General features: G+C 68.4%; 16 protein-coding genes. 8 read left to right on the forward strand and 8 right to left on the reverse strand.

The window, feature by feature from the left end; all coding sequences use genetic code 11:
- Positions 1-69: 69 nt before the first annotated feature.
- Both ACZ9YD_RS15540 and ACZ9YD_RS15545 read right to left on the reverse strand, forming a co-directional pair.
- The gene (locus ACZ9YD_RS15540; RefSeq protein ID WP_465076177.1) at positions 70-1302 is read right to left on the reverse strand and encodes a putative bifunctional diguanylate cyclase/phosphodiesterase; all 1233 of its coding nucleotides are present in this window, start codon (positions 1300-1302) and stop codon (positions 70-72) included.
- A 19-nt stretch (positions 1303-1321) separates the two neighbouring features.
- A complete protein-coding gene (locus ACZ9YD_RS15545; RefSeq protein WP_465076178.1) occupies positions 1322-2584 on the reverse strand; it encodes an HD-GYP domain-containing protein in 1263 nt (420 codons plus the stop codon).
- Between the two features lie 306 nt (positions 2585-2890).
- Here ACZ9YD_RS15545 and ACZ9YD_RS15550 point away from each other — a divergent pair, with 306 nt between their 5' ends.
- The 3 genes from ACZ9YD_RS15550 to ACZ9YD_RS15560 all read left to right on the forward strand — a co-directional run bounded on the left by ACZ9YD_RS15550 (position 2891) and on the right by ACZ9YD_RS15560 (position 6191).
- Positions 2891-3862, forward strand: coding sequence for an aldo/keto reductase (locus ACZ9YD_RS15550; protein ID WP_465076179.1), 972 nt, complete (start codon positions 2891-2893; stop codon positions 3860-3862).
- A gap of 13 nt (positions 3863-3875) precedes the next feature.
- Positions 3876-5186 (forward strand): NTP/NDP exchange transporter, encoded by a 1311-nt coding sequence (locus ACZ9YD_RS15555; RefSeq protein ID WP_465076180.1) that lies wholly within the window; start codon positions 3876-3878, stop codon positions 5184-5186.
- A 63-nt stretch (positions 5187-5249) separates the two neighbouring features.
- Entirely contained in the window at positions 5250-6191 is a 942-nt protein-coding gene (locus ACZ9YD_RS15560) for an EamA family transporter (RefSeq protein WP_465076181.1), read from the forward strand.
- 22 nt (positions 6192-6213) lie between these two features.
- Here the strand turns inward: ACZ9YD_RS15560 and ACZ9YD_RS15565 are convergent, their stop codons facing one another.
- Positions 6214-6360, reverse strand: a complete 147-nt coding sequence (locus ACZ9YD_RS15565) for a diguanylate cyclase domain-containing protein (protein WP_465076182.1) — start codon at positions 6358-6360, stop codon at positions 6214-6216.
- Positions 6361-6372: 12 nt separating this feature from the next.
- The gene (locus tag ACZ9YD_RS15570) at positions 6373-6516 is read right to left on the reverse strand and encodes a hypothetical protein (protein ID WP_465076183.1); all 144 of its coding nucleotides are present in this window, start codon (positions 6514-6516) and stop codon (positions 6373-6375) included.
- A 225-nt stretch (positions 6517-6741) separates the two neighbouring features.
- Here ACZ9YD_RS15570 and ACZ9YD_RS15575 point away from each other — a divergent pair, with 225 nt between their 5' ends.
- Complete coding sequence (locus ACZ9YD_RS15575) at positions 6742-6966, forward strand: RNA-binding S4 domain-containing protein (RefSeq protein WP_465076184.1); 225 nt, start codon at positions 6742-6744, stop codon at positions 6964-6966.
- Positions 6967-7027: 61 nt separating this feature from the next.
- On the opposite strand, the gene ACZ9YD_RS15580 is transcribed toward ACZ9YD_RS15575, so the two are convergent.
- Positions 7028-7534, reverse strand: coding sequence for a DUF4019 domain-containing protein (locus tag ACZ9YD_RS15580; protein WP_465076185.1), 507 nt, complete (start codon positions 7532-7534; stop codon positions 7028-7030).
- Between the two features lie 187 nt (positions 7535-7721).
- Between ACZ9YD_RS15580 and ACZ9YD_RS15585 the strand changes: the two genes are divergently transcribed.
- Positions 7722-8279, forward strand: coding sequence for a LemA family protein (locus tag ACZ9YD_RS15585; protein WP_465076186.1), 558 nt, complete (start codon positions 7722-7724; stop codon positions 8277-8279).
- The gene (locus ACZ9YD_RS15590; protein ID WP_465076187.1) at positions 8279-9979 is read left to right on the forward strand and encodes a DUF2207 domain-containing protein; all 1701 of its coding nucleotides are present in this window, start codon (positions 8279-8281) and stop codon (positions 9977-9979) included. The genes ACZ9YD_RS15585 and ACZ9YD_RS15590 overlap by 1 nt, the downstream gene beginning before the upstream one ends.
- On the opposite strand, the gene soxR is transcribed toward ACZ9YD_RS15590, so the two are convergent.
- Positions 9964-10419 carry a redox-sensitive transcriptional activator SoxR gene (soxR, locus tag ACZ9YD_RS15595; RefSeq protein WP_332076491.1) on the reverse strand — a complete coding sequence of 152 codons (456 nt, stop codon included), beginning with the start codon at positions 10417-10419 and terminating at the stop codon, positions 9964-9966. The two genes, ACZ9YD_RS15590 and soxR, sit on opposite strands and share 16 nt — an antisense overlap.
- Positions 10420-10487: 68 nt before the next feature.
- Between soxR and ACZ9YD_RS15600 the strand changes: the two genes are divergently transcribed.
- Together ACZ9YD_RS15600 and ACZ9YD_RS15605 are read left to right on the forward strand one after the other, a co-directional pair.
- A complete protein-coding gene (locus ACZ9YD_RS15600; RefSeq protein WP_465076188.1) occupies positions 10488-11519 on the forward strand; it encodes a quinone oxidoreductase family protein in 1032 nt (343 codons plus the stop codon).
- 100 nt (positions 11520-11619) lie between these two features.
- Positions 11620-13452, forward strand: coding sequence for an ABC transporter ATP-binding protein (locus tag ACZ9YD_RS15605; protein ID WP_465076189.1), 1833 nt, complete (start codon positions 11620-11622; stop codon positions 13450-13452).
- Positions 13453-13847: 395 nt separating this feature from the next.
- Here the strand turns inward: ACZ9YD_RS15605 and ACZ9YD_RS15610 are convergent, their stop codons facing one another.
- Together ACZ9YD_RS15610 and ACZ9YD_RS15615 are read right to left on the reverse strand one after the other, a co-directional pair.
- On the reverse strand, positions 13848-15119 hold the full coding sequence (locus tag ACZ9YD_RS15610) for a COG3904 family protein (RefSeq protein WP_465076190.1): 1272 nt from the start codon (positions 15117-15119) through the stop codon (positions 13848-13850).
- 149 nt (positions 15120-15268) lie between these two features.
- Positions 15269-16267, reverse strand: coding sequence for an alpha/beta fold hydrolase (locus ACZ9YD_RS15615; RefSeq protein ID WP_465076191.1), 999 nt, complete (start codon positions 16265-16267; stop codon positions 15269-15271).
- Positions 16268-16294 lie beyond the last annotated feature (27 nt).

Here is a 16294-nt window from a genome sequence, read left to right on the forward strand (position 1 = left end):
ACGCGCGAAGGGCGGGCCTCGCGTGACCTCTGACTGCAACGCGCGCCGCTTGGAGGCTCTGGGAACTACCTACGACAGGGCCTCGCGCACCACCTCGTCGGCGGGCGCTGGCCGCCCGATCAGATAACCCTGGGCGAAGTCGCAGCGCGCCTGCTGCAACAGGGCAAGGGTCGCCTCGTCCTCGATGCCCTCGGCCACGACCGACAGATCCAGGTCATGCGCCAATTCGATCATGGTCGCGACGATCCGGCGCGCCCGCGGATCATCGATCATGTCGCGCACGAAGCTGCGATCGATCTTGAGACCATCGACCGGCAGTCGACGCAGATACGCCAGGGAGGAGTAGCCGGTGCCGAAGTCGTCGATCGCGATGCGGACGCCGCCCTCCCGCAGCTGACTCAACAGATGGCTGCAGCGCACGATGTCGCGCATCAGCGCACTTTCCGTGATCTCGAACATCAGCGCCTCGCCCGGCACGTTCCACAGCCCCAGCAGGTCGAGCGCCTGTTCGACGAAACCCGGCAGCTGCAAGGCTTCGACGGACAGATTGACCGATATCCGGACGACCTGCCCCGCATTGCGCAGCGTCGCGAGATGACGCAACGCGACGTTGACGTTCCAGCGCGTCAATTCGCCGATCATGCCGCCGCGCTCGGCCACCGCAATGAACACGTCGGGCGGAATCACGCCGAGCTGCGGGTGCGTCCATCGTGATAACGCCTCGAAGCTGCGAATCCGGCGGTCCGGCAAGCCTGCAATAGGCTGCAGGTGCGCGACGAGCTGGTTGTCGGAGATCGCCGTGCGCAGATCGTCATGCAGGGTATCGAGCGGAATCGGTGGCGCCTGCCAGAACGCATGTCGTTCCACGCCGCTTGCGGCGTCGTCACAGGCGCGATCGGCGCGTCGACACAACAGTTCCGCGTCCACGCCGTCCTCCGGCGCGATCGCGATGCCGGCCACGACCGTGGGCTGCGCCCGCCGCCCCCCGATGTCGAGCGGCTGCTGCAGGGCCCGCACGAACTTGGCGGCGCCGAGCGCGGCATGCGCGCGGCCACGCAGTGCGGGCAGCACGACCAGGAAATCGTGTCCGCCGATCCGCACCACGCGATCACCCGGTCGCACCGCGGCTTCCAACGCGGCCTGCATCGCGAGTCCCAGCGCCTCGCCGGCGGCATAACCCAACGACAGAACGATTTCCCGGATGCGCTGCGCACGCAGCACGACCACACCCAGCGGCGCATCGGTCCGCGCTGCGCCAAGACACGTCGCGACCTCGGCGAGTGCGGACGCGTAATTCAGCATTCCAATGTCCGTGGGCGCGTCACAGGAACAGGTCGACCGGATCCAGGCCGTAGGCGCCCGGCGCAAGCGCGCTGGCGATCCGCACCGGGTCGTCGCTGTTGGCCCGCACCATCAGGTCGAGCGAGTGGAACTGCGACAGCACCTGCTTGTCCGGATCGGTCAGCACCATCACCCGCGGCTGCAATCGGCGCGCGGCATTCTGCGCCGAGACGATCGCCACCTCGCCGCTGCTCAGTGCCACCAGCGCGCCGATCGGATAGACGCTCAAGCACTGCATGAACTGCTCGACGATCTCGGCCGCGAACTGGCTGCCGCGCGCGCGGTACAGGGACTGCAACGCAATGTGCTGGGCGACCGCCGGCTGATGCGGGCGCTCGCTGGTCATCGCGTCGTAGGCGTCGACCACCGCCGCGACCCGACCCAGCAAGGGAATCGAATCGCCCTCGATACGACGTGGATAGCCGCCGCCATCGACCCATTCGTGGTGCGTGCGGATCATGTCGCGGACATGTTCGGGCACTGCGCCGCCGGCATCGACGATCGCGAGACCCTGTTCGACATGCGCTTGCATCCGCCGGCGCGCATCGTCGTCGTACGCGGCGCTGCTGCCGATCAGATCCGGATCGAGCCGCAACTTGCCGACATCGAGCAACAGCGCGCCGCTGGCCATATCGATCAGCAGGTCCTGCGGCAAGCCGACGTGTCGGCCGAAGGCCGCAGCAAGCGCACTGCACGTCAGGGCGTGCCGGTATTCGTAGGCACCGCGCGCGCGCAGCGCGTCCAGCCAGAGAAACGCATCGGCATTACGCACCAGACTACGCACCATCGGCTCGACTGCGCTGCGGACTTCCTCGACCGCGACCGCACGACCCTCGCGCACGTCGTCGAGCACGCGCTCGGCGAACGCCGCCGCCTGCGCATGCGCTCGACGCGCCTGCGGCAACTCCTGCTCAAACTCGACCTGCTCGGGATACGTCGCCGCCCCTCGCAACGCGGCAATCTCGTCGTTACCGTAGGCGCGCCACCTCTGTTTCGCAGGCGTGATCGGTTTCGACGGCACCGCATCCATCAACTGCAACGCTGGGCCGACCGGCGCAGTACCACGCTCGACATCGATGAAGACATGCGCACACAGCCCGTCCAACGTCCGGATATCGTCGTCGGATTCGATCATCACCCCCTGCAGCAGGAACGGCGTGCCTTCCCACGGCCGGTCGAGACGACAGACATACATGCCCAGCTTCAGCTCATTCACCGCGAGCTTGCGTTCGTCCAGCGTCATTGTTGCGTCGGCCCTCCAGGCCATGGACCCGGCCACCCCCTTGGCTTCGCCGTCACGGTCGCGCCTGGGCGGCAACACGAGCTGCAGCGAACCGGCATGACGGGTCAAATCCGGCCGGGCGCACAGCGTACAGTCTGTCCCTGTCGAAGCCGCGTCGTGGCCGATGGTTTTCATGATGCGGACCGGAAATGTCAAACGCGCTGGAAGTTCGGCACCGCGCGCGCTCGGCTTGTCCAACGGACGCCGGGACCCGATCCGGGCGAACCGCCTATGATCGCGACCCGACCCGATGCAGGAGCGTCCGCCATGTCGTCCCGTCGCCATTTCCTCAGCGCCGCCTCGTTCGCCGCCGCCGGCCTCGCCCTAGCCCCACTCGCGGCCTGCAGCCGCGATACCGCTGCACCGTCGCTGCCGGCATCAGCGGGCGCCGCGCCGCCGCCCGCCGCCAGTCCGGGCACGTTGATCACGCGCGCGATTCCGTCCACCGGCGAAATCGTGCCGGCGATCGGCGCCGGCACGTCCGGCAGCTACGAGATCGCGCTCGACTCGCCGGACTTCGCCCGCCTGCAGGAGACCATCCAGGTCTTCTTCGACGGCGGCGCCACGCTGTTCGACACGTCTCCCAACTACACCAACGCGGACGAGGTGCTGGGCGCATTGCTCGCCGCCGGCGGCTGGCGCGACCGCTGCTTCCTGGCGACCAAGATCGCCGCCGACGACCGCGCCGCGATGGAGGCTCAGTGGGCACAGAGCCAGCGCCGTCTGCAGACCGATCACGTCGAACTGTTGCAGGTCCACAACCTGCGTGCGCTCGACATCGCCTGGCCGTACGCGCAGCAGCTGAAGGAAGCGCACGCGACGAAGTACATCGGCCTGACCCACTATCTTGAAAGCGGACACGCCGCCCTGGTCGCCGCGATGCGCGCACATCGTCCGGATTTCGTGCAGGTCAACTATTCGGTCAATGCACCCCAGGCCGCGCAGACCGTGCTGCCGGTCGCCCAGGAGCTCGGGGTCGCCGTCCTGATCAACCGCGCATTCGACGACGGCAAGCTGTTCGCGCGCGTCGGCGACACCGTGCTGCCGGGCTGGGCCGCCGATGTCGGCGTGACCTCGTGGTCGCAGATGTTCCTGAAGTTCGCGATCAGCCATCCTGCGGTGACCGCGGTGATCCCGGCCACCGGACGTCCCGACCGCCAGGCCGACCAGTTGCGTGCGGGCAGCGGTGCGTTGCTGAGCGAAGCGCAGCAGGCAGAACTCGTCGCGCAGTTCGCCTGACGGCCGCCCCGCGATGTCCGACGGGAAGATCGCCGACCTGTTCAACCTGCGACGCGGCGAGGCAGCGCCGGTGCTCGTCGCGGGCCTATTTTTCTTCTGCATCCTTACTGCGCTGATGATGCTGCGGCCGGCGCGTGATGCACTGGGCATGGAGCGCGGGCTCGACAGCGTGCGCTGGCTGTTCATCGGCACCGCGGTGGTCACCCTGCTGGTCAATCCGGTGTTCGGCTGGCTGGTGTCGCGGCTGCGGCGGCTGCATTTCATCTCGGCGACGTACGCGTTCTTCGCGCTGAGTCTGGTCGGCTTCTGGGCGCTGCTGGTGTTCGCACCGGGCGCGGTCGGTGCGCGCAGCGGCCAGGTGTTCTACGTCTGGTTCAGCGTCTTCAACCTGTTCGTCACGATGGTGTTCTGGGCCCTGCTGGCCGATCGCTTCGACAGTGACCAGGCCAAGCGTCTGTTCGCGCTGATCGCGGTCGGCGGCACGCTCGGCGCGATCTTCGGCCCCTGGCTCGCCGCGCGACTGGCCGAACCGTTGGGCACGCCCGCGCTGCTGCTGGTCGCCGCGGGATTTCTGGCCGCGTCGATCGCGCAGGCCTGGTGGCTGGTGCGGCTGCGCAGCGACGGGCCGCGCGATGCGCGTGTGCAGGACCCGGAAGCCGTCCGCATCGGCGGCAGCGCGCTGGCCGGCATCCGCGCGGTGTTCGCATCGCGCTATCTGATGGGCATCGCCGGCTACGTGGTGATCATGACCATCGTCGCGACCTTCATCTACTTCACCCGCCTGCAGATGGTGGCCGCCGCGGAAACCGATCTCGATGCGCGCACCGGGCTGCTCGGCAATATCGACATGTGGACCCAGGTCGCGGTGCTGGTGCTGCAGGTCACGCTGACCGGCCACATCATCCGCCGGCTCGGGCTGGCCTTCGCGCTGGCGCTGCTGCCGATCGCGATGGCAGTCGGCTTCATCGGTCTGGCGATCTACGGCTCGTTCCTGGTGCTGATCCTGCTCGAGGCAACCAACCGCGCGATCCAGCGCGGCCTGACCCGCCCCGCGCGCGAAACGCTGTTCACCGTCGTCGGCCGTGAGGACAAGTACAAGGCCAAGGCCTTCATCGACACGTTCGTCTACCGCGTCGGCGATGTGGTCGGTGCGCAGACCGAAGGCGTGCTCGGACGTCTGGGCCTGGCGCTCGGCGGGTTGGTCAGCGTGGTCGTACCGCTGGCGCTGGTCTGGGCGGCGCTGGGAATCTGGCTGGGACGGGCGCAGCAACGGCAGGCCGACGCGGAACCGTCGCCGTCGAACAGCAACGCCCCGCCGCGCTGACAGGCGTTCGCCCGCGGCGGGCATCGGCGATGGATAATGCGCGCCCTTGCCGGCGCCCTCCCGATGCAGCCCACGACGAAAGCCCACTGGCAGATCCACTTCTGCGTCCTGCTGTGGGGCTTCACCGCCATCCTCGGCAAGCTGATCACCCTGCCCGCGTTGCCGCTGGTGTGGTGGCGCATGTTGCTGGTCGCCGGCACGCTGATGCTGCTGCCGCGGGTCTGGCGTGGCGTGCGCGCATTGCCGCCGCGTCTGCTGTTGGCCTACGCGGGTGTCGGCGCACTGGTCGCGCTGCACTGGCTGACCTTCTACGGCGCGGTGAAGCTCGCCAATGCGTCGGTCGCGGCGACCTGCATGGCGCTGGCGACGGTGTTCATCGCGCTGATCGAACCGCTGGTGGCGCGCAGCCAGTTCTCCTGGCGCGAGCTTGCGCTCGGCGTCGCCGTGCTGCCGGGCGTGGCGCTGGTGGTCGGCGGCATTCCCGACGGCATGCGCGTCGGTGTGGCGGTCGGCGCGCTGTCTGCGTTGTTTGTGGCCTGCTTCGGGTCCTTGAACAAGCGGCTGGTCGAACGCGCCGATCCGCTGACGGTGACCGCGCTCGAACTCGGCGCCGGTACGCTGACCCTGACCCTGCTCGCGCCACTGATGCCGTTGCTGTTCCCGGCCTTCGCCGGCAGCCTGCTGACTTTGCCGAGCCTGCATGACGGCGCCTATCTGCTGCTGCTCGCCTTCGCCTGCACGCTGCTGCCGTTCGCACTATCACTGGTCGCGCTGCGGCACATGAGCGCGTTCGCCGCGCAGCTCGCGGTCAATCTGGAACCGGTTTACGCGATCGCACTCGCCATTGTGCTGCTCGGCGAACAGCACGAGCTGACGCCGCGCTTCTATGCGGGCGTCGCGATCATCCTGGCCGCGGTGCTGGTCTATCCATTGCTGTCGCGTCCGCGACGCATCGTGCATCCGGAAAACCTGGCCGCCGGCGAAGCCAAGCAGATCGCGGACTGAGGCTCAAGTCGCGCTGCACGCCTCAGGCCAGCGCACAGACCCGGTCCCGGCCCTCGTGCTGAGCTTTGTACAGCGCCTGTTCCGCGCGGGCGCGCATGGAGGACGCTTCTTCGCCGGGGTGCAGCGCAGCGACGCCGACGCTGATCGTCACCGGCAGCCCCGTCGGCATCGCCGCGATTGCTCAGCGCAGGTATTCCGATTCGCGCGCGGCATCGGCGAGCGCGCGGTCGGGTGGCAGCCGAACGAATACATCGCCGCCGAACCGCGCCACGCGTCCAAGCGTGGCGTCTGTCGACGACAACATCGCGCCCAGCGTCTGCAGCACGCGATCGCCGTCAGCGTGGCGATGCAGATCGTTGATCGATCTGGAAATGGTCGATGTCGACGATCGCCGCGGACAACGATTCGCACTGCGTGCGCCTGAATGATCGGCTGGTCCAGCGCACGCGGGACCGCGCGACGATTCGCGAGTCCGGTCAGCGGATCGGTCGACGACGCGACTCAACGGCGCGATGGCCGATAATGCCGGTCCGCACAACGAGACCGACCGATGCCCGCGCCAATCGATTTCCCGCTGGAACGCGACCACGTCGAACTCAACCAGTTGCTCAAGCTCGCGGGGCTGTGCGACAGCGGCGGCGCCGGCAAGGCCATCGTCGCCAGCGGCGCGGTGTTCGTCGATGGCGTGGTCGAACTGCGCAAGACCTGCAAGATCCGCGCGGACCAGACCGTCGAGCTCGATGGACAGGTCATCCGCGTCGTCGCGGCGCACTGAGTCGCACAAACGCGAACGGCGCCCGCAGGCGCCGTCCGGCAAATCGATCCGACGATCGGGCTCAGCGGACGCTGTAGCCCGACAGGCGCCAGGTGCGGTCCTCGTCGAGACGGAACGACACCAGCTCGCGCACGGCCTGCGGCTGGCTGGCGAACGTGGTAGGCGAGGCGACGTTGATGTAGATCCCTTCCGGCACCGCTTCGCCTGCGCGGAACTGCGAACGGCTGACGACCGGCTGGTCGCGCTTGGTCGGCGCGCCGAGGCGGTTGCGGTCGATGTTGAGCTGACGCACGAATTCGTCGCGCGTCACCGCGCTCTTCATCGTCGCCGAGGCACCGTCCCAGACTTCACCGGCCCGGTTGCCGTCGATCATCTGCATGACCTGCAACGCTGCAGCGCCCATCTCGGCGTCCTGTCGCGCGACCTGCGCTTGCTGTTCGGGCGTCAGCGGCTGCTGAGCGGCGGCGGCCGGTTGCGCTGCGGGTTGCGGCGCAGGCTGTTGTGCATGTGCAGCAGAAGCGACGGCGACCAGAAGGGCGGCCGACAGCGACAAGCGTAGGGTGTTCATATTCGTGATCTTCCTCGCGGGACTGCAGTCAAGGGGACCGAGTGTACGCATTGCACCATGGCCGGCAAGCACTCGGGAAGCAGGGTCTACCCGGGGTCATCGCCTTACCTGCAGCGGGTATGCTCAGTCGCTTCTCAACTGCCGCATGGCCCATGCCTCGAGCCCGGAACATCGCAGGCGGTCGTCGATGACCACCGTCGTCGTCGGCGCGCTGCTGCTCGCGACCCTGCTGGCGTGGGCGGTCGTCGTGTTCAACCGGCTGGTGCGTCTGCGCAACCAGATGCGGACTGCGTGGGCCGATATCGATGTGCAGCTGATGCGCCGTCACGATCTGGTGCCGCAGCTCGTCAACGCGGTGCAGGCCTACGCGGGTCACGAACGCGCCACGCTGGACGCGGTGACCGCCCTGCGCACGCGGGCGATGGACACCTCGGATGCCGCGACGCTGTCGGATCTCGAGCAATCGCTCGGCGACGGCATCAACCGCCTGATCGCGTTGCAGGAAGCCTATCCGGCGCTCGCGGCCAGCGACAATTTCGCGCAGCTGCAGACCGATCTCGTCGATGTGGAAACGCAGCTGCAGTACGCGCGACGCTTCTACAACGGTGCCGTGCGCGATCTCAACGACGCGGTGCAACGCGTGCCGGACACGCTGGTCGCGCGGCTGACGGGGATCGACCAGGCCGACTTCTTCCAGGCCGACGACGGCAGCCGGCAGCCGATGCCGGTGGAGTTGGCGCGCTGATGCGGTGCGCGCTCCTGCTGCTCGCCTGCCTCGCGCTGCCGGTGTGGGCGCAGGAGCGGATTCTGCGTCACGACGTCGACGTGCGCGTGCTCGCCGACGGCCGCCTCGATGTCACCGAGCGCATCGAACTGCGCGCTGAAGGCCGCACGTTCCGCCATGGTCTCGTCCGCGACTTCCAGGTCCGCGATCGCGATCCACACGGCGATGTCGTGGTCACCGATCTGGAGATGCAGGACGTGTTGCGCGACGGCCGCGTCGAACCGTGGCGGATCGAACGGGTTGGTCGCGTGCTGCGGCTGCGCACCGGCGATGCCGGGCATCTGAAAGTGCCGTCGCAGCCCGTGTATACGCTGCACTACCGCACCACGCGGCAACCGCTGTTCGGCGACACGCGCGATGGGCTGTCGCTCGACGCGATCGGCAGCGACCAGTCCGTCCCGGTCGAACAGGGCTCGGTCACGGTGACCCTGCCGCAGGCCGTCGCGGTCGAGACCTTGCGCGCCGAAGGCATCACCGGCGCGGCCGGACGCGATTTCCACGTGGCCCTGTCGGCCGCAGGCACCGCGCGCTGGACGCTGACGCAGGCGCTGCAGCCGCACACCGGGCTGCACGTGCGGCTGGCATTTCCCAAGGATGTAATCGCAGCGCCGCCGCCGCGTCAGCGCGCCCTTTGGTGGCTGCAGGACAATGCCGGACTGCTGGTCGCGCTGGCCGGACTGCTGGTGCTGGCGGCGTACTGCGTCCTGCGCTGGCGTCGCGTCCGCCATCCGCAGACGCCGGGCGCCGTCCCCGAGCGCCCCGAACCACCGGCCGGCTTTTCGCCTGCAGGCCTGCGCTACCTGCGCCGCATGCGCTACGACGCACGCAGCTTCGCAGCGGACCTGCTGGCCAGCGCGGTCGACGATCACCTGTGCCTCCATCGCACACCGCAGGGCGCGCGTACCGGCTGGCGGATCGAACGCACGCACGCAGGCGCACACACACTGCCGACGATGGAACAGCGCGCACAGCTGACCGCGCTGCTGCCGGAACCCGATGACACCGTGGACCTGCGCAGCCGCGAGCAGGCGCGGGTCGCGCAAGCCTGCAAGGCCCACGAACTCGCCCTGCGCAAACGTTTCGTGCCGGCGCTGTTTCGCGCGCATGGCGGCAGCATCCTCGGCGCGCTGGTGATCGCGCTCGCGGCAGGGGTGTCGGCCCTGTGGCTCGCCCGGCACTCGCCTTCGCTGCCGGCGACGGTGCTGGTGGTCGTGTTGATGGCGCCGATGCTGCTCGCGTTCGCGCTACTGGTGCGTGCGCCCACGACCGAAGGGCGGCAGTTGCTCGCGCACGCGGAAGGTCTGCGGCGTCATCTGGCCGGCGCCGCGAAGGCGGGACGCCGTCACGGCGATGCGCCCGCGGTGCCCACGCTCGATGCGGCGCGCTATGTGCGGCTGTTGCCGTACGCGGTGGCGCTCGACGTCGAGGATGCGTGGACGCACGCCTTCGCCGTGACGGTCGGCGATGAGAAGGCGATCGACGCAGTCGCCGGCATCGCCTGGTATCGCGGCCTCGTGGTCACCGATCTGGCGCGTTTCAGCCGCTCGATGGGCGACAGCCTCGCCGCGCGGATCGCGTCAGTCGCAAGTCCGAACAAGAAGAAAAAGCGCGCGCCGGCATCGACGCCGCCTCCGGCTGAGCCGCCTCAGCCTTCCAGGTAACGCGCGCCCGGCCCGCGCGCACCGGCGACATCCTCGGGATTGCGCAGCGGGCAGGCCTTCAACGACAGACAGCCGCAACCGATGCAGCCGTCGAGCTGGTCGCGCAGGCGCGTGAGCTGGTCGATGCGCGCGTCGAGTTCTGCGCGCCAGCGGCGCGACAGCCGCGTCCAGTCGGCGGTGGTCGGCGTACGCCCGTCGGGCAATGTGTCCAATGCTTCACGGATCGAGGCCAGCGGAATGCCGGCACGTTGCGCGACCTTGATGATCGCCACGCGGCGCAGCACCTCGCGGCCATAGCGCCGCTGGTTGCCTGCGTTTCGGCCACCGTGGATCAGGCCCTGGCGCTCGTAGAAATGCAGCGCCGAGACCGCCACACCGCTGCGCGCGGCCAGTTCGCCGACCGAGAGCACCTCATCCGCACGCCGTGCACGCGTCGCCATCGCTTGACCTCAACATTGGTTGAGGTCATAGCCTGCGCGCCAATTCCTTTGCTGTCCATGGCCGCCCGATGACCTTCGACGACTGCACGCCGCACCCCGCTTCCGGTTCCGATGAGGTCGGCATCGCGTGCGAGACCGCGGACGACACCATGTTCGCCCTCGCCTTCGAGCGCTTCGGCGGGCCCGAGGTGCTGTCGCTGGTTGAACGTCCGATTCCCCTGCCCGGCCCCGGCCAGGCGCTGGTGCGCGTGCTCTCGGCGGGCTTCGGTCGCTGGGACGTGCTGGAGCGCGAAGGCATGCTGGCACCGTTCGCTGCCGGCGCGCCGGTGTTCCCGTATGTGCCGGGCGCCGAAGGTGCGGGCACGGTCGTGGAAGTGGGCGCCGGCGTGCAGCGGCTGCGCGAGGGCGACCGGGTCTGCGGTCTGCTGCCGCTGCGCAGTCCCAAGCAGGGTTTCCACGCGCAGTTCGTCGTCGTCGATGTGGACCATCTTTGGCCGGTGCCGCCGCGTCTGACTCTGCCGCAGGCGGCGGCGCTGCCGGTCGACGGCGGTCTGGCCATGCACGCGATCGCGGTCGCGCTGGCACTCGGCCCCGGCGACACCACGCTGGTGTTCGGCGCCAGTGGCGGCATCGGCCACATGGCCCTGCAGTTCGCGCGCCAGCGCGGGGCGCGCGTGCTCGCGGTCGCCTCTGGAGCGGACGGCGTGGCGCTGGCGGAACGGCTCGGTGCGGACATGGCCATCGACGGCCGACGCCATGCACTGGCGCCGGCCCTGCGGATCTTCGCCCCGGACGGGCTCGATGCCGCGCTGCTGACCGCGCAGACACCGGATGCGGGCGTGATCGTCGATGCGCTTCGCCCAGGCGGACGTATCGCCTGGCCACGCGGCGTCACGGCGCCCCCCGTGCGCGACGACATTGCCGCCTCGACGTTCGGTGCCGGCGCCGGCGCGCTCCAGGTGCACGCGGCCTGCCGCGCCGCAGCGCGCGGCCCCTTCCATCTGCATATCGACGCGCGCTTTCCGCTCGCCGATGCAGCGGCGGCCGCGCGCGCGATCGGGCGTCATCATCTGGGCCGCATCGTGCTCGACGTGCCCTGACCAGACGCAGCGTTCGCCTCGCGTCGCGCCATCGGCGACCGCCATCGTCGACAATAGACCGCCTGTCCCACGCGCCTGCCGCGCCGCATCTGGATTCTCCATGCTCCGCTGGTTCGAAAACCGCATCGATCCGTTCCCGCCGTCGATTCCGACGCAGCCGCCGACCACGCTGTTCGCGTTCTGCATGCACTACGTGCGCGGCAGCGGCCGCTGGCTGCTGCTGATGGCGGCGTTCACCGCGTTGATCGCGGTGGCCGAGGTCGTGCTCTACGCCTATGTCGGTTCGCTGGTCGACCGGCTGACCTCGCACACGCCTGCGACCTTCATGGCCGCCGAGGGGGGGCGACTGGTCCTGATGGCGGTGCTGGTGCTGATCGCGCTGCCGCTGCTGACGTGGTTCAACGCGATGGTCATCCACCAGACCCTGCTCGGGAATTTCCCGATGCGGATTCGCTGGAACGTGCACCGCTATCTGCTGCGGCAGTCGATGAGCTACTTCCAGGAAGAGTTCGCCGGGCGCATCGCCACCAAGCTGATGCAGACCTCGCTGGCCGTGCGCGAGACGGTGATCAAGCTGCTCGACGTCGGCAACTACGTCATCGTCTATTTCACCGGCGCGATCATCGTCGCCGCTGCAGCCGACTGGCGGATGATGCTGCCCTTCCTCGGCTGGATCCTGCTCTACGGCGCGCTGATGTGGCGTTTCGTACCGCGGCTGAGCCGGATTTCAGAGCGGCAGGCCGACGCGCGTTCGGTCATGACCGGCCGTATCGTCGACAGCTACACCAACATCGCGACCGTCAAGCTGTTCTCGCACTCGCAGCGCGAGCAATCTTATGCGCGCGAAGCGATGGACGGCTTCCTGCAGACCGTGCACGGGCAGATGCGCCTGGTGACGGTCGTCAATGTCGCGAACTACATGCTCAACATGCTGCTGGTGGCCTCGGTCACCGGGCTGGGCCTGTGGCTGTGGCAGCAGGGCGCGATCAGTACCGGCGCGATCGCCGTGGCCATCGCGCTGGCGCTGCGCATGCTGGGCATGTCGCAGTGGATCATGTGGGAACTGTCGGCGTTGTTCGAGAACATCGGCACGGTGCGCGACGGCATCAACTCGATCTCGCTGGCGCCCACCGTCGAAGACGCGGACGACGCGAAGCCGCTGGCGAAGATCGCCGGCGACATCCGCTTCGAGCACGTCGACTTCCACTACGGCCAGAACGACCGCAGCGTCATCGAAGGTCTGGACCTGCACGTGCGTCCCGGCGAGAAGATCGGCCTGGTCGGACGCTCGGGCGCCGGCAAGTCGACCCTGGTGAATCTGCTGCTGCGCTTCTACGACCGCGAGGCCGGCACGATCCGCATTGATGGCACCGACATTGCGACGATCGAACAGGATTCGCTGCGCGCGCAGATAGGCATGGTCACCCAGGACACCTCGCTTCTGCACCGCTCGGTCCGCGAGAACATCCTCTACGGCCGCCCGGATGCAAGTGAGGCCGAGATGATCGAGGCGGCGAAGCGCGCCGAGTCGCACGATTTCATCCAGACGCTGAGCGATGCCAAGGGCCGCACCGGCTACGACGCGCATGTGGGCGAGCGCGGGGTCAAACTCTCCGGCGGCCAGCGCCAGCGCATCGCGATCGCCCGCGTGCTGCTGAAGAACGCCCCGATCTTGGTGCTCGACGAGGCCACGTCGGCGCTGGACTCGGAAGCGGAAGCCGCGATCCAGGAAAACCTCTACCGCCTGATGCAGGGCAAGACGGTCATTGCGATCGCCCATCGCCTGTCGACGATCGCAGCGATGGACCGCCTGATCGTCATGGACCGCGGTCGTATCGTCGAACAGGGCACGCATGACGTGCTGGTCGCCGGCGATGGCGTGTACGCGCAGCTGTGGAAGCGGCAGTCGGGCGGGTTTCTGGCGGAGGGGTGAGGCGTCAGCCTCGTTGGAATCAGAGGATTCCGCAGATACGCAGACTGAAGCCCCTCTCCCTTTGGGGTGAGACGGCACTCGCGGCAACGCGAGGGCCGGGGCGCGGAACGGGGGTTGGGGTGAGGCAGACACGTTGCGAAGTTCTCGGCTGGATAGAGAACTGCCTCAGGTTTCCGCAGCTAGCCACAACAGCCCTGCCCTCACCCGACGCGCTTCGGGCGTCGACCCCGGATCAAGTCCGGGGCGGGCTCTCTCCCTGAAGGAGAGGTGCTGGATCTGTAGCGGCCGGTCAGATCCTGAGCTTGCAGGCTTCAAGCAATTCTTTGCGGCAGATGCCGCTCCTGAAGCTTCGAGCCACAGCAACGCCTGCCGAGCACGAAACCCGTACGCGCAAATTACGGAACCGGCGCGTCCGCCTCTTCATCCGATGCCGCATCGCCTTCGTCCGCAGGCTCGTTCGCAGCCCGCGATTCGGCAGAGACGGCCGCAGGCGCAGGTGTCGGCGCCGCACGCGTGGGCGCTGCAGGACGTGCAGCCGGACGCGGCTCACCCACAGGCACGCCAAGAATACGCAGCCGGCTTGCATTACCAGCTGCTGCGGTCAGCGCACCCACCAGATCGAATTCCGACAGTGGGCTTTCGGTCGGGCACTGCGCATCGGGAAAGCCGAACTTGCCGCGCAGTTCGAGGCCGCAGCCGGCCATCTGTTCAACGTCCCGATCGGGCGCGTTGCAGGTCGTGTCGAACGCGCGTGCGTATGCATCGCGACGGGCCACGAAATCCTGACCACACTTGCGCATCAGACGCAGGCGGTCGAGATCGTCCTGGGCGGGATTCACGCCGTCGAGGCCGTAGAACTTGAGTTCGTCGGGTGTGAGGATGCGCAGGCTGCGGTTGGGTACGGCCATCATCAGGTCGGCCACCGCGACCGCGGCGCCGTTGCGCTCGAGGTAATCGCGGACGCGACCGTAAACCGCGCGCAGCTCGCGATTGAGCTCGGCCCGGGTCGACGCGCTGGAGCTCATACGGATGATGCGGTGGATGCCGACGCGTCCGCCGATCAGGCGCGTGTCGCCGCCCGCCAGCAGGAACACGCAGGAGCTGTGGCACACCGCGCCTTCGCGCACCCAGATGGTCCAACGCGTTGCGGCGATCACATCGCCTGCGCGGATGGCTTCTTCGACCATGCCACCGCTGGAATCGATGTCGAGTACGCGCTTGTTGATCGACAGTTCGTCGGCGACCAGCGCCAGGCGCTTGACCAGACGGGTGAAGTCTTCGGTGACCCGCCCCTTGAAGCGCAACCGGAACACACCGCGCTCAGCGCAATCCGTCATCGACTCGCGCAGCGCGTCTTGATCGAAGGCCGACAGCGGCGTGCCGTCGCCGGCGTTGGCGTAGTCGAGTTCGCAACTGATCGACGCCGTCGCCGCGGTGAGTGTCATCACGGCAGACCAGTCCACGCCACTCGCGTCGGGCTCCGCGACCGGCACCGCAGGCGCGGCATCGACATCGACCGGCGCACTGCTGACCGCGCCGCCTTCTTCCGGACTCGCCACCTCGACCGTTTCGATCGGCGGCGTGGTGTCCTCCGCGGCCCGCTGACAGGCCGCCAGCGCGATGCAGGCGGTCAACAACAGCAGCAGGGGCAGGCGCCGGATGGGCATTGGTGGACAGGTCCTGTGAGCGGGTACGCGTGGCGCGCGGGAATGCGCCCCAGTCTAGGGGTTGCGTCCGGCGCCGGACGAATGCGGAATGAATGTCGGCCGCACGACAGCGGGTGTCGCAGCCAGCGCCTTCGACCTGCGCGAAGACATCAGCGCGGCGTGAGCCCACGCAGCAGCGCCGCATGGAACTCGTCCGGCGCCTCGACCTGCGGCGAGTGGCCGAGCGCCGGGAATTCGACGAGTTGCGCATCCGGAATCGCACCGGCGGCCTTGCGGCCGAGCACCGGGTAGTCGCCCAACCGAGCCGCGACCGCTGCCGGCGCGCGGTTCGCGCCGGGCGCGGTGCGGTCCTTGCCGCCGATCATCAACAGGGTCGGCACACGCAGCTTCGAAAACTCGTGGACGACCGGCTGGGTGAACACCATCTCCGAGGTCTGGGCCTGGTTCCAGGCAACGATCTCGCGATCGGGCCCGGCGTACATGCCGGCCAGCATGTCGACCCAGCGGTCGTAGCGCGGCGCCCACTGGCCGTCGTAATAGAACTTCAGCTGGTAGGCCTTGATGCTCTCGAACGTGGTCTTGCGCTCGCCCTCGACCATCGTGTCGATGCTCGCGTACGGCACGCCTTCCGCCTGCCAGTCCTCGAGCCCGATCGGATTGACCAGCACCAGTTGCTCGACCGTGTCGGGATACTGCAGCGCGTAGCGCGTCGCGAGCATGCCGCCCATCGAATGCCCGATCAGCACCGCACGCTCCACGCCCAGTGTTTCGAGCAGGCCGTGCGTGTTCGCCGCCAGCTGCGCGAACGAGAACTGGTAGCCGCGTGGCTTGGTCGATCCGCAAAAGCCGACCTGGTCCGGCGCGATCACCCGCCAGCCGGCCTCGACCAGCACCGTGATCGTGTCGTCCCAGGTCGGTCCGCAGAAGTTCTTGCCGTGCAGCAGCACCGCCGTGCGTCCATTGCCGGCGCCTTCGGGGCGTACGTCCATGTAGGCCATCGACAGCGACTGCCCCTGCGACGTCATCGCGTGCGCCTGGCGCGGATGCGGATAGTCGAATCCCTGCAGTTCACCGCCGTACGGCGACGCGAACACGGAGGGCGCCGATAGCGCGGCGAGCGACAGGACGAGCGGAGCGATGCGGGACATGACAGGAGGTCTCGTGCAAGGAGCGTT

It is taken from the genome of Luteimonas sp. AC640a (assembly GCF_979256585.1).